We start from the raw sequence: 12,091 nt of genomic DNA on the forward strand, positions 1-12,091 counted from the left end.
GGGGAAAAACAACTGGCCGCCACCGGGGAGAACCCGTGGCCACCAGCGGGGAGAACTACTGGCCGCCTACGGGGAGAACTTCGTGGCCATTGACATGCAACTCGCCAATTCGCTGCTGATAGGTAGATGTCAACGGTATTGGCATCACTCCACCTGTGCCACCACCTGGAAAGACCGCCGTCCATGTCACCACGAAATTGCTTGTCACGCTGAGATTGTGGACTCCGCCAGGCTCCGTCTCTGAGCTGCGCTCAATTCGATGTCCACAAGTCGGAGAGGGCATTCCACTTGGCGGGGTCATCGGACTCGCATCGACTGCGTCGGTGTAAGGAGTAAACGGCAAGAGCGCACCCGCACAAAAGGTGGGCGCGGAACGATCGCCCCAATTTACGAGCACTCCAGAATTTACTGCGTTCGCGGTGACTGTGACGACGCCGGCGGTTGCGACCCTGTTTACGGGCCCGATTTGAGCGGGTCTCGTCGATGCTCCGTTGGGGCAGAAATAGATCCACGCCTCGCGCCCTACGAGACCGGTTCGGCCGCCAGGAGAATTTGCAGGCTCGGGTGTCATGCACATCTCAGGCTTCTCCAACTGCATCGCGGTGACAGCCATCGACACGGTATTCATGATCTCCGCCATCGACGGTGGTGTCGGAGGAACATCAATCCCTGGTGCGGCTGGCGCAGCGTCACAGTTGTTTCGGAGATTGCTGCAGCTGCGACGTTCAAGTACAGCCGGTCCATTATTCGCTGCAGCGGCGGCACCACCGCCGCTCGTCCCTGCACCACCACCGCCACCACCGGCGTTGCCCGCGCCACCAGCATTACCGGCCCCGCCACCGCCGCCCGAGGGCGCGCTGATGTAACCACCACCGACAGTGACGTTCGCGCCACCAGGCGTTACGAACACATCGGAGCCGGCCCCTCCCACACCGGGCTGGGCGAATGAGGACTGACTACCGCCCGTAACCACCACTCCGCAAACGAGTGCCGCAGTGACGAATGCTCTCATTGCTAGCCGCATGATGACACCTTCTCAACTGTTTGACTTGTAACCCGCCAGCCATTCGCGTCTGGCCACTCAGGGTTTCGGACAGTGATCGCGGTGGACTCGAACTGCCCACGGTCGGGCTTCATTGCACTGGTTCCGTCCTGGTATTTGTTCTCCCAACCCGAGATATCCGTGCAAGCTTGCACATGTACCCACGCCGGCTCGGTCCTAGGCTTTCCGTTCTCGTCAACAGGAACCTCGAGATCCGAAACCGAGGAATTGACAACAGTTATCGCTCCAGTACTGGTGATTCCTTGCGAACGCCGGAGAGTGATGTTTCCGACCTGTCCCGACAGGACCGGATCTGCAGCAACAGTGCTGATCGCATCTGTCGATGCGGCGGGATCTGCTTCTACACTCCCCAACAGCGCGTAGTAGTCGTTCACCTTGGCGAGCGCCTGGGCACGTGCTTGTTCATCTGGTGTCTTGGCTGTGGCTGTGCCGTCTGGGCCACCGAATGCGGGGTCTGCGGTGGAGGTGAGGGTGACGTTGGGGTCGTCGGTTTTGTCGGAACAGGCTGCGACGGCGGCTAGTAGGGCTGCGGCGGCGAGGGCTGCTGCTGTGGTTCGTCGGATTGTGTTGTGGGTCATGTTGTTGTCTCCTAGAAGCTTCCGGCGCTGCAGGGGGTTCCGGGTTGTGTGTAGTCGGCTGTGACTCTCCATCCTGCTGGGTCGGGCCACGCGGTGTTGGTCAGGATCGGTTTTCCGAGTTCGAGTTTGTCGACAGGTTTGCTGATGCAGACGTCCATTTGGAGGGTGGCTGTTCCTGCGGTTGGGGCGCCGTTTTCGTCGATGGGGATGTCGTGTTTGGTGATCACGTTTTTGAGTACTTTGAGATCGTTTGGTGGCGTGGGGTTTCCGTTGCGGCTGGTTGTGATCTCTTTTTTGGTTCTGTCGAGGAAGCGTCCGGCTGCGACGGTATCGAGTTCGGAGAGTGGGGCGGTGGGGTCGGAGTTCAATCGTGCGAGCACGGTGTAGTACTCGCCGATCTTCGCGAGGGCGCCTTCTCCTGCTTGTTGTTCGGGTGATTTTCCCGATCCTGGGGGGCCGGTGAAGGTGGGGCCGTTGTTGGTGTCGAGGGTGCCGGGCTCGGGGCTGAGGATGCTGCAGCTTGCGGTCAGGCATGCCGCCGCGGCGAGGGTGAAGACGGCTGCGAGGCGGCGGTTCATGATGCGGCTCCGATTCGATAGTCGGTGGTGGTGTCGAGCTGTCTGAGGAGTTCGTTGGTTTCGGGGTGTGCGTCGACTTGCAGTTCGTCGAGTTCGCTTTTGAGGGTGTCGATGAGGGTTTGGGTGGTTTCGACGTCTCCGGAGAAGTGGGTGGCGATGATGGCCGCTCGCCAGCAGCCTTCGTGGGCACTGTCGACTGTGAGGCCGGTCTGGGCTGCTTTTCCTGCTGCGTCGAGGTCCTGGGTGACTTGTTCGCCGCGGATGTAGCGGCCGGCGAGTTCTTCTGCGACGTCGGTGATTGCGGAGATCATTTCTTGCTTTGTGTGATCTGCCCATCGGTATGCGGTGGGGTCGTCGCTGGTGAAGGGTTGACCGGTTACCAGTGTGAGTGCGGCTTGGAGGCGTTCGGTTGTCGTCGTGGCTGGGTGTGCGTCGACGAGGTGGTTCCAGTAGTCCCAGTCTGTGGTTACTGAGGGGTGCAGGCGGAGTGGTGTTCGGCCGGTTTTGTCTCCGGATTTGATGAGCGCTGCGTCTCCGGTGTCGGTGTCTCCCATCCAGCTGCGTAGTCGTGTGACTGCTTGGTTGCGGCGGCTGCGGAGCCGTACCTTTGCTGTTTTCGCTTCTGCTTCAGTGCTGGCCGTGTTGACGAGTTCGACGTCGTGGGGCCACATTTTTGCGGTGAGTTCAGTTGCGGGTACGCCGTCGTCGCTGAATGCGAGTAGGGCGGCGATTTCGGTGAGGCTTCGTGAGTTTTCGCGGTCCGTTGAGCCTGGGGTGAGTGGGGTGAGGGTGGGTTCTCCGAGGACGCGGATCCAGATGTGTGGGGTTGTGGGGACGTCAGGCTCGGACGCGGTGGTCTCGGTTTCGGTGTCACCGACTGTCTCGGAGTTGTTTTCCTCGAATACGTTGTCGTCGTTGCGAACTACCGTGAACGCCGCAGGGTCGGCGCTGGTGATGAGGTTTTCGGTCGTGATGTCGAAGTCGAGACGTGCCCCCTCCCAACCGAAGTCCCCGAAGTCTGCAGCCTGGGGTTCGGCAGCTGGGGAAGGATCATGTGTGGTGGTGGCGTACAGACTGACGATGCTGTCGTAGCTGGTTTCGTCGAGTGTTGTGACAGTGAGCTGTGCTGATGCGATACCTGGGCGGACCAGTGTTGCGGTGCCGTCGTCGGCGACGTCGAGTGTCCAGTCGGAGCGAGTGTTCGAGTTCTGTGTCGTGACTGCGGCGAACGCGATCCGCGGTGCGTTCTGGGCGATTGCGGCGAGGATTTCTGTTTGTTCAGCTGTCAGCGGGTCGGAGATGAGGACGATTTCCGGAGCGGTCAGCTCGCTGGTTTCGTACACGCTCCGTGCGTGTGCGATGGATTCGATGTCGTTCTCGTCGAGGATGTCGGCGTCGCGTTCGAGGTGGCGGGCCAAGCGCGTCAACACCTCGTCGGTGTTGTCTGAGTGCGTGATTCGGCCGGTGTTCACTGCGTCTGCGAGGTCGCTGCAGTATCCGACGACGTTGAGGTGGAGGGAATCGGCTAGGGGGGATACGGCGAGCTCGACGGCCATCGCGCGCAGCACGTTTGCGGTGGCGGTGGGTGTGCCGGTGATGGAGAGGTGCCCGATTTCCTCCAGATTGAGCATGAGTTCTCGTCCGTCGTCGCTGGTTCCCATTGCGGTTAGGGCTGGGTATGGGCTGACGTCGATGTCCGGGGTGGAGCGAGGGAACGTCCGTGGGTCGACCATCCACGTGTCGTCGTCTGATTGCATCCAGGGTTGGGGCAGGGAGATTTCCTCGAGTAGTCCGAGTTCGATGGTGTCGTCGCCGATGAAGACTGCGAGCAGTCTGGGGATGGGGGTTTCGTTTGTTCGGCAGTGCTGTGCGAGGTTCCGCAGTGCGGTGTCGACGTGAGCGGTGGTCAGTGGATCGACGGCGGCGGTCAGTGCTTGTTCGGCGAGGATTGCTTCTTTGGCGGGTAGGGCGATGCGTTCGCCGCGGCGGCGGCGGTGCTGTTGTTGTCGGCGGCGTAGTGCGAGGTGGCCGGTTAGGCCGGCGGCGGCGAGCGCGGAGATGCCGAGGGCGATGTAGACGATGTCGGATGAGTTGGTGGAGTCGTCTTCTGTGTCGGCGGTGATCGCGGGTGCAGGTGCATCAGGAGTCAGATTTGCGGGCATCTGAGGTTCGGCGGGGTCGAGTTGCCAGGTCGGTGTTGCGGCAACTTCTGGGAGGGGCTGCGGTGCAGGGTCGGGTGCCTGCGTCTGGGGGGTTTGTTCGGGTGCCACCGCCGGCGCAGGTACGGCCGCCGGCTGGGGTGCTGCCTCCGCTGCCGGCGCAGGTGTTTGGGCGGACGCGGACGGAATGATCAATTGCTGTCCGACTGTGATCAGGTCTCCGGCTGGCGCCCCGTCCGCAGTGGTGATCTCAGAGAAGCGCACAGGGTCGCCGAGCTCTCGGTCGGCGATGTCCCAGAGTGTGTCTCCAGCTTGGACGGTGTAGGCGCCTTGTACGACGTCCTGGGCTGTCGCGGGGAGTTGCAGCGTCATTCCCTCTGCGAGGAATCCTGCTTCGGGCACAACGTCTTTGTTCAGTTCGAGCAGTTCGGTGAACAACCTTCCGTCGCCGAGGTGAGTGTGGGCGAGTCCCCACAGGGTGTCTCCGCGGACGGTGGTCACGGTCGGGCCGGCGGGTTGGACTGCGGGCCGTGCAGCGCGGGGGTCCATCTGAGTGTGGGCGGGGCCGCTTGGGTCTTGTTGTGCGGAGATCGGTGCGTAGGGCGCGGGTGATGCGCTGTCCGCTGGTTGCGAGAGTGCGGGTGTTGCGGTTGCGGTGCCGGCTGTCAGCAGGAGAAGTGCACCACTGACGAGGAATGTCGCCGTTTTCTGTTGCGACCCGAGTAGCCGGATCTTCGGTGCCTTGACGCCCCGGAGTGTGGCTGCGAGTTCGACGAGGATCGGGAGGGTGAATGTCGCCCAGGCGGCCCAGCCGACGAGGGGCAGGAGTGCGACGAGGAGGCTGCCGTCGTCGGGGCTGGAGAGCAGACTTTCGAAATCCGAGAAGGGGATGTCGAGAGGATTTCCGCGCAATGCCCATAGTGCTGCGGGGATCCCTGCCACGAGCAGAAGCAGGATGAGGAGGTACCCGAGTCCTGCGAGGCGGGATCGGACTGTGCGAGTACTCATGGCCGGTACACCTCCCCTGCGTTGGTGCGGTTGAGGTTCACGGTTGCGCTGCCCGTGATCACTTTCGAACCAAGGGGTAAAAGCTTGTTGTCGTAGATGATGCGGGTGGTGATCAGCAATGTTCGAGGCCCGGTGGGGATGACCTCGCCCTCTACACCGGCGTCGGCGAGGTAGCGTTTCGCGGCCGCCACTGCGCGTACGGGGTCGACAACCGTATCGATGCCTCGCGCGCTGAGTGTTCCGACGATCTGCTGTCCGGACGCGCGGGCGGCGTCTTCGGCGACGTTGTCGGCGCGTTGAGCTGCGGTGTGCATTCCGCCGCCGTCGACGATGAGTCCCCACACGAAGAATATGAGGATGGGGGCGAGTATCACGGTCATCAGGGTCACGGAACCCTTGTCGCGTTCTTCGGGGAGCCTGGAGGTGAGTCGCTTACGCAGGGCGGTGATCATCTGGTGCGCTCCCGGAATGTGTCGATGGGTGAGATTGCCGTGACCTCGATGGTTCGTCCTCCGCTGACGCCGGGCCATCCGAGGGCGTCGTAGGAGACTTCACAACTGACGGTGACTTCGACGGTGGCGGATACTCCTGGGCGAGTGCGGAATCCGGAGGTGTCCGCGCTGACGTTCATCGTCGTGCATTTGAGTCCTTGACCATCCATCGAGTCCAGGGCCGCTTGGTATGCGAGGGGGTTGGCTTGAGCGGCGGTACGTGAGAGTGATGCTGCTCGGGCGGCTTCTCCCGCGGCGTGCTCGACCTTCTGATGTGCCTGGCGGTTGATGCCGTACGCGTACATCCAACCGAGTAGGACGAGGAGGACGACGATCGCGAGGCACAACTCGATGGTTGCATCTCCTCGATCGTTTGAGCGGGCGCGATTGATCCACTGGTTCAGCTTCATCCGACACCTCCGGGATTGGTCACGCGCTCAGTGGGTTTGGTGTGGTCGACGGTGATAGCGAATTCCAGCCCCGGTACGAGGGTCGGGGACTTTCCGGTGATCGTGACGGTGCTTTCGCGGAGTGTCTTGTTCACCGACACGACCGGTGCTTGAAGGTCACCAGATCCGGATTTCGCGATGCACGCGTTCGCTGCAGCGAGCCCGAGCGCCTGGTTCCCTTGCTGGGAACGTGTGGCTTGCAATGCTTTTTCGGCGCAGGTGTTGGCGACGTCCCGTGCGTGGAAGAACAGGGCGGTTTGCAGCATTACGGAGAACATCATCAGGAAAGCGACCATCGCGATGACGGTGACGAGCGTGGTGGGCCCTCGGTCGTCGTGGCGCCACCGGTCGATCAGCTGTTCCAGTGTCATGACTGTCCGTTTCTCTGCGGTCCGGTTGGTGGGTCGGGTTAGGTGGCGAGATCTCTTTGGGCTGCGATTCTGCGTTTGGTTTCCACACGGTTGCGGACGAACACGGCAGAACATGTCACTGCGGCTACAAAGGCTATGGAGAGGGGGAATGCTGCGGCAAAGGTGCCGAAACGTGCTGCACGGGAGGTGTTTTCGTCGGTAATCAGGTCGGTTGCCAGGAACGGCAGGACGATTATCATGATTGCCGCAGCCATGGGGGCGTAAATGAACGCCATGGAGTGGTCATCGATGATGGTTTCTATCGCCAGCAAGAGAGCCATCGTGACGAGCAGTACGCCGACTGTGATGATCATCGTCGTTTCCTTCACTTTTCTGTGGGTTGGCGCGCGGTTATCTGCGCCGCTTGATGTCAAACCAAATCGCTTCGCCGACGAAGCGGAAACCGTGAAGAGCCACTACTCCGAGTGCGGCGAGACCAAGCACGGTCAGAGATGTTTGCCACCGGCCGAACAACACAGCGGTCAGAAGCAGCACGTACTGCCCCCATAGGCACCAGAGGAACATGTTCTCCATCCGCAGGACCCAGTCTTTGAAGATGAGCCGAACACCGAGTATCAGGAGGCATGCAACTGCTATACCGACAAAAATCGCTTTCGTGGTTGACAACTCAAATGACAACGCGAACATTGATGACTCCTTCCCGCAGATTGGTTGCGCGAGGGGCAGAAGAAGGGGTTTCCGACCCTCAGGGTTGCCATCGATGAGCCGAGCGCTGGAACGCTACGTTGCACTCCAGCGCCCGGCGCGATCGATAGAGCCATGTGTTTTGCTCCTCCACCCGAACTGCGTTGTGCAGTGTCAGTCGGGGATGGAGTCGGCGCGGGACTGGATCTTCTGGACGACTACGGCGCCGGCAGCGATGGCCGCGACGGCGACGATTCCGGCCATGATGACGTATTCGAGGGTGGACGGGCCGCGGTCCGAGCCCTTACCGCCTGCACGCTGCAGGAGGCTTCCTGCGAGTGCGGCGACGAACATCATCGTGAGTGTGAGGTAGGAGGTGATGGCGGCGCGGGTTGCGCGGCGGGTGGTGGTGATGGCTTTGGTGGTCATGGTGTGCTCCTTGTTGGTGTGCTGGATGTGTAGCAGTTGTCCTGGACTGGATGAGTCCGGTCGATGAGTCCTTCTTCGTTTTGCCTGTTCAGAGGGATTTCCTTTCGTGGGTTTGGTTAGCCGCTGATGACGGAAACCGCCGGGATCAGGAGTAGTGCCATGAACAGGCCGGCGAGGCCGGCAAGGGGCATGGCGAGCTTCTCCGTCGCCTCGACGGCGGCGGACTGTTCAGCGGAGGTTTGTGCGGAGCGCAGGCTGGCGGCTTTGGCTCGCAGTGAGGTGTAGACGCTGGCGCCTTTGTCACCGGTCATCGTCATGATGTCTGCGAGGTCGCCGAGTTCTGCGAGTCCGAGCTGCTGCGAGACGCGTGTGAGAGCACTCCAGGGCGCTTCGCCGGAGCGGCCCGCTTCGTAGAGTTCCTCGTCGAGTCGGAGGAACACCCAGCTGTCGCCGACTTGGGCGGCGATCTCGAGGGATTGCGTGGATCCGACTCCGCCTCGTCGGCATAGCGCGACGAGGTCGATGTAGGAGCTGAGAGCCTGTGCGAATTCGGCGCGAGCGGCAGCTGCGCGTCGACGGATGTCGATGTCGGGAATCATGAAGAGGAAGACGGCGGTCGCGAGTGAGAGGATCGCCGGCATCGACCATGCCAATCCCAGTCCGAACGCTGTCAGGACCAGGTTGAGTATCGGGAAGATCAGCAGGCCGAAGAACGCTGCGACAAGTTTTTCGCCAAGTACGTGCGCCGGATCTTTGTGCAGCAGTGAGAGGTCCGCTGTGGGGAGGGTGAGGAATCGGCTGTCTTGTAGGTAGGGGTGTACGCGCAGGCCGAGCCTGTTGGCGAGCCCGTCGACGAGTGATGTCCCTGCGGTGTTTGCCTTTTCCGGCGCGGGTCCGGACATTCTGGACATCACGTCGGTGAGGGCGGGTTGGGCTCGCAGGAAGTACAGGGCCACGAGGTAGATGCCGATTGTGCCGACGCTGGTGTAGACGATGATCGTCATGGTGATGCTCATCGCTGCGCTCCTACGAGGTCAGTGCGTTCGACGCGGTCGTTGGTTCCGATGAACCGCGGGTAGACCGGCGGCTTGGTGGCTTGTTTCATCCAGTACAGGTCCGCCGCGAAGAGCGTCAGCAGGATCAGTAGGACGATCTGCATTCCGCCTGAACGGTAGGGCTCCATGAAGTTTGTGAAGGCGAACGCTGCGGCGAGGACGGCGATGGTGATGATGGTGACCCATTTGGCTTGTGTTCGAGTCGATTTGCGGTCCGCTTCGATGCGGCGGCGGCGGGCGACGGTGTCGCCTACGTCTTCGGCGAGGCCTTCGAGGACGTTGGCCAGGCCGACACCACGCAGTTGCATGGCGAGAAGGAGGGCGCCGCAGATCTTGTCACCGACGCTGTCGTTGAGGTCGGATGCGAATCGTGTGACCGCTTCGGCGGGTGGGACATTGTTGCGGAGCCTGTTGATGAAGGCGGTGATCTCGTCTTTCAGCGTTTCTGGGATGGGGGTCGAGATGATGGTGTGTTCGATTCCGGAGCCGGCTCGCATGCTGCTCGACAAGTTGCGTGTCCATTCGTCCATCGAGGACAAGCGACTGATCTGGTGTTCGGCTTCCGGTCGACTCAGGAGGTAGGGCAGACCCACGAGAAGGGCGGGGACGAGGAAGAGCGTGAAGAGCCATCCGCTCAGGTAGTAGACGGTGGCGCCTGCGCCTATTCCGACGGCCAGGAGAAGTTGGGTGGTGCCCGATAGTTTTGCTCGTTCGCCCTTTCGGCGGCGCTGGCGAGTGGGGGCTGTGGGGTCGCGGCGGTCCCTCCACCCCACGACGAGGCAGCCGACTCCTGCGCAGAGCAGCAGGACGAGGAAGACGCCGATTTGTTGGTACATGATCATGCAGCTCCTTCGTCGTCGAACAGATCGCGTTCTTCGTCGAAACTCCGAAGAGTGCCGGGAGGGAGGTCCACTTTCTTGAATCCGCCGGCGAGGAGCTTGCGTAGCATCGGCTGCGGGATGCTGCCGAATACGCCTGTGCCGTCGGAGTATCCGCGGTAGATGTTGGAAAAGCTGGGTAGCTTGTCGGTGTCGCCAGGTTCGACGTAGACGACTTCGGAGACGTATCGGACTGCGGTTGTGGTGCCTTCGCGGCTGACCCTGACCTTCGTCGCCAGCTGAACGATCACGTCGACGTGTTCGGCGAGTTGCCGCTCGATGTATTCCGCTGACGCGTTCATCGGCGGCTCTTGGGCGAGGTTGGCGAGTCGGTCGATGACACCGCGTGCGGTGTAAGCGTGGGTGGTGAAAATTCCGCCATTGGCCGTTTGGAGGGCCTTGACCAGAGCGAGGATCTCGAGGCCTGCGATTTCACCGACTACGAGGAAGTCGAGTCCCTGGCGGACGAACTCGTAGAGAATTGCGCTCAGACTGAAGCCGCCGGCGAGTTGTCCGTCTGCGCCGCGTTCACCGCCGCCCATGATCATTTCTGCATCGACGATGAAGTCTCGACGGCCTGGGAGTTCGTCGAGGAAGAGTTCTCGTTCGGTTTCGGCGACTCCGATTCGTGTCTGGATGGGGAGTGCGTTGGCCAGGGCGCGGGCGAATGTCGTTTTGCCGTAGCCCATTCCGCCGCCGACTCCGGTCGATGCTCTTCCTCGGATGGCGCACCCGAGCATGTGTGCAAGTTCTGGGGGCATCATGAGGTGGTCGAGTGAGAGTTGTTCGAGGGTGATGTTGGTCAGGCGGTGGATGCGGATTGCGACAGAGGGCCGGATGGTGGTGTATCCGAGGACCGAAAGTCGGTGGTTGCCTTGCATGTTGAGCCGGAGGGAGGGATTGATCCTGGAGAAGGGCCTGCCGCCGTTGTCGGCTCTGGATGCGAGCAGACTCATCCATTCGAGGAGTTCGTCGCTGCTGTCGACGACGGAGTCTCTGGATTCGTAGTGTCCGTCGGGGTATTTGACGTACACGGCGTCGCCGTTGAGGTAGATATCTGTTATGTCGGGTTCTTCGACGAGGTCTTGCAGGGGTCCGAGGCGGAACTGTGCGTCGAAGATCGCCTTGATGAGGGCGTGTTCCTGGTTGAGATCGAAGGTTTCGCCTCCGGACCGGATCGTTTGTTGGACGTGGTTTTTCACCAGCCGGGTGATTGTTTCTCGCCCGTATTCGCGTTCTTCGTCTGCGGTGAAGGGAGCGACGATTTTCGTGTTCTTCGGATCGTTGAGCTCTCGGTCACGCTTGGTGCGGTGTTCGCGCAGCAGCTCGGCCGCTTCTCGCTGCAGGGTGCGGACGAGTTTTCGGTCGACTGGGATCTTCGGGGCCGCACTCCGCTGCGACTGTACGACCTCACCAGGGGCATTGTGCCGCGGCGCTGGCGGTAGGTCGTGAAGGTTGTTGGTGCGGAAGAAATCAGCGGTCTCTGCCGGCACCGGCACCACTGGTTCGGGGGCAGTCTGGGGCTGATCGGCGATTGGAAGCGTCGAGGAGAAGAACGGGAGATCGGTGATGTTCTTGTGCGTAGTCTGCGCTGTCTCGTCTGTCGTCATCGTCGGTCTCCTGTCATGGCGAGGCTGGACTTCCAGTCGGCCTGGTGGGTGGCCGCGAATTTTTCGATCTTCGGCCAGGTCGTTCGGTGCAGTGCACGCAGATACAGCGACCGACGGCGGCGCCACTTGGTCAACACCTCACCGTCGGAGAAAACCCGCGCGTCCTTCGAATCCGGGATGACCGCGATGACATCGAGTCCCGCGACCTTGGCTACTTCGTCTGCGTTGTACGGGGATTCGCCGATGAGGATCAGTCCGAGGCTTGCCGTGGACTGTGTAGCGGACAGTTGTTGACGCAATCCGTTGATCGACGCTCGCAGTGCTGCCAGTGCCGGACGAGTAGTGCGGGTGACGATGGCAATAGTCGTGGCATTGACGATCATTTCCACCGGTGAGCCGTGTTGTCCGATCCGGCCGGCGTCCACGATGACGTTGGCATCGTCGACCCCGAGTCCTGCGAGGTGGATTCCGAGTGGGCTCCAGACGGCGCGCATTGCGTCGACTTGAGCGGAATGTAGAAGGCCGGGGAGAACCGAGACCGTGGTGTCGGGGAAGGTGATCACCTCGGCGGCCAGCGCTGATTTGAGGCGTCCGTGACGGTTGGCGTCGACGAGGTTGATCAACGATTTGTCGTGGTAGCGGCCTCCGAGCAGGTATCCGGCGAGCACCGGCGAGGAGCCGATGGGGTCAGCTTCAACCAAGAGCGTGTTGCTACTCGGTGAATTCAAGGCCAGAGCT

At 61.6% G+C, this 12,091-nt stretch carries 13 protein-coding genes; all 13 read right to left on the reverse strand.

Annotated elements, in window-relative coordinates; all coding sequences use genetic code 11:
* Positions 1 to 1,014: 1,014 nt before the first annotated feature.
* Positions 1,015 to 1,641, reverse strand: a complete 627-nt coding sequence (locus ABTX60_RS39320; RefSeq protein WP_003944273.1) for a hypothetical protein — start codon at positions 1,639 to 1,641, stop codon at positions 1,015 to 1,017.
* Positions 1,642 to 1,652: 11 nt separating this feature from the next.
* The gene (locus ABTX60_RS39325; RefSeq protein WP_003944285.1) at positions 1,653 to 2,219 is read right to left on the reverse strand and encodes a hypothetical protein; all 567 of its coding nucleotides are present in this window, start codon (positions 2,217 to 2,219) and stop codon (positions 1,653 to 1,655) included.
* Complete coding sequence (locus ABTX60_RS39330; RefSeq protein ID WP_209922970.1) at positions 2,216 to 5,386, reverse strand: LysM peptidoglycan-binding domain-containing protein; 3,171 nt, start codon at positions 5,384 to 5,386, stop codon at positions 2,216 to 2,218. The genes ABTX60_RS39325 and ABTX60_RS39330 overlap by 4 nt, the downstream gene beginning before the upstream one ends.
* Positions 5,383 to 5,838 (reverse strand): TadE/TadG family type IV pilus assembly protein, encoded by a 456-nt coding sequence (locus tag ABTX60_RS39335; protein WP_003944242.1) that lies wholly within the window; start codon positions 5,836 to 5,838, stop codon positions 5,383 to 5,385. The genes ABTX60_RS39330 and ABTX60_RS39335 overlap by 4 nt, the downstream gene beginning before the upstream one ends.
* Entirely contained in the window at positions 5,835 to 6,287 is a 453-nt protein-coding gene (locus ABTX60_RS39340) for a pilus assembly protein TadG-related protein (RefSeq protein ID WP_003944245.1), read from the reverse strand. Before ABTX60_RS39340 ends, ABTX60_RS39335 begins: the two co-directional genes overlap by 4 nt.
* Positions 6,284 to 6,697 carry a hypothetical protein gene (locus ABTX60_RS39345; protein ID WP_003944251.1) on the reverse strand — a complete coding sequence of 138 codons (414 nt, stop codon included), beginning with the start codon at positions 6,695 to 6,697 and terminating at the stop codon, positions 6,284 to 6,286. Before ABTX60_RS39345 ends, ABTX60_RS39340 begins: the two co-directional genes overlap by 4 nt.
* A 38-nt stretch (positions 6,698 to 6,735) precedes the next feature.
* Positions 6,736 to 7,050, reverse strand: a complete 315-nt coding sequence (locus tag ABTX60_RS39350; protein WP_209922972.1) for a hypothetical protein — start codon at positions 7,048 to 7,050, stop codon at positions 6,736 to 6,738.
* A gap of 37 nt (positions 7,051 to 7,087) precedes the next feature.
* Positions 7,088 to 7,384 (reverse strand): hypothetical protein, encoded by a 297-nt coding sequence (locus ABTX60_RS39355; RefSeq protein ID WP_003944231.1) that lies wholly within the window; start codon positions 7,382 to 7,384, stop codon positions 7,088 to 7,090.
* A 171-nt stretch (positions 7,385 to 7,555) separates the two neighbouring features.
* Complete coding sequence (locus ABTX60_RS39360) at positions 7,556 to 7,810, reverse strand: hypothetical protein (RefSeq protein WP_003944212.1); 255 nt, start codon at positions 7,808 to 7,810, stop codon at positions 7,556 to 7,558.
* Between the two features lie 116 nt (positions 7,811 to 7,926).
* On the reverse strand, positions 7,927 to 8,826 hold the full coding sequence (locus ABTX60_RS39365; protein ID WP_003944267.1) for a type II secretion system F family protein: 900 nt from the start codon (positions 8,824 to 8,826) through the stop codon (positions 7,927 to 7,929).
* The gene (locus tag ABTX60_RS39370; RefSeq protein ID WP_003944218.1) at positions 8,823 to 9,707 is read right to left on the reverse strand and encodes a type II secretion system F family protein; all 885 of its coding nucleotides are present in this window, start codon (positions 9,705 to 9,707) and stop codon (positions 8,823 to 8,825) included. The genes ABTX60_RS39365 and ABTX60_RS39370 overlap by 4 nt, the downstream gene beginning before the upstream one ends.
* Complete coding sequence (locus tag ABTX60_RS39375) at positions 9,704 to 11,353, reverse strand: ATPase, T2SS/T4P/T4SS family (RefSeq protein WP_209922974.1); 1,650 nt, start codon at positions 11,351 to 11,353, stop codon at positions 9,704 to 9,706. Before ABTX60_RS39375 ends, ABTX60_RS39370 begins: the two co-directional genes overlap by 4 nt.
* On the reverse strand, positions 11,350 to 12,054 hold the full coding sequence (locus ABTX60_RS39380; RefSeq protein ID WP_238704744.1) for a hypothetical protein: 705 nt from the start codon (positions 12,052 to 12,054) through the stop codon (positions 11,350 to 11,352). The genes ABTX60_RS39375 and ABTX60_RS39380 overlap by 4 nt, the downstream gene beginning before the upstream one ends.
* Positions 12,055 to 12,091: the final 37 nt, after the last annotated feature.

The organism is Streptomyces sp. NPDC126510, from assembly GCF_040302345.1.
Taxonomy (GTDB): domain Bacteria; phylum Actinomycetota; class Actinomycetes; order Streptomycetales; family Streptomycetaceae; genus Streptomyces.

Coding starts and splice junctions, on each gene's coding strand:
- ABTX60_RS39320 (WP_003944273.1), bottom strand. CDS start 1,641: ATGACCCACAACACAATCCGACGAACCACAGCAGCAGCCCTCGCCGCC.
- ABTX60_RS39325 (WP_003944285.1), bottom strand. CDS start 2,219: ATGAACCGCCGCCTCGCAGCCGTCTTCACCCTCGCCGCGGCGGCATGC.
- ABTX60_RS39330 (WP_209922970.1), bottom strand. CDS start 5,386: ATGAGTACTCGCACAGTCCGATCCCGCCTCGCAGGACTCGGGTACCTC.
- ABTX60_RS39335 (WP_003944242.1), bottom strand. CDS start 5,838: ATGATCACCGCCCTGCGTAAGCGACTCACCTCCAGGCTCCCCGAAGAA.
- ABTX60_RS39340 (WP_003944245.1), bottom strand. CDS start 6,287: ATGAAGCTGAACCAGTGGATCAATCGCGCCCGCTCAAACGATCGAGGA.
- ABTX60_RS39345 (WP_003944251.1), bottom strand. CDS start 6,697: ATGACACTGGAACAGCTGATCGACCGGTGGCGCCACGACGACCGAGGG.
- ABTX60_RS39350 (WP_209922972.1), bottom strand. CDS start 7,050: ATGATCATCACAGTCGGCGTACTGCTCGTCACGATGGCTCTCTTGCTG.
- ABTX60_RS39355 (WP_003944231.1), bottom strand. CDS start 7,384: ATGTTCGCGTTGTCATTTGAGTTGTCAACCACGAAAGCGATTTTTGTC.
- ABTX60_RS39360 (WP_003944212.1), bottom strand. CDS start 7,810: ATGACCACCAAAGCCATCACCACCACCCGCCGCGCAACCCGCGCCGCC.
- ABTX60_RS39365 (WP_003944267.1), bottom strand. CDS start 8,826: ATGAGCATCACCATGACGATCATCGTCTACACCAGCGTCGGCACAATC.
- ABTX60_RS39370 (WP_003944218.1), bottom strand. CDS start 9,707: ATGATCATGTACCAACAAATCGGCGTCTTCCTCGTCCTGCTGCTCTGC.
- ABTX60_RS39375 (WP_209922974.1), bottom strand. CDS start 11,353: ATGACGACAGACGAGACAGCGCAGACTACGCACAAGAACATCACCGAT.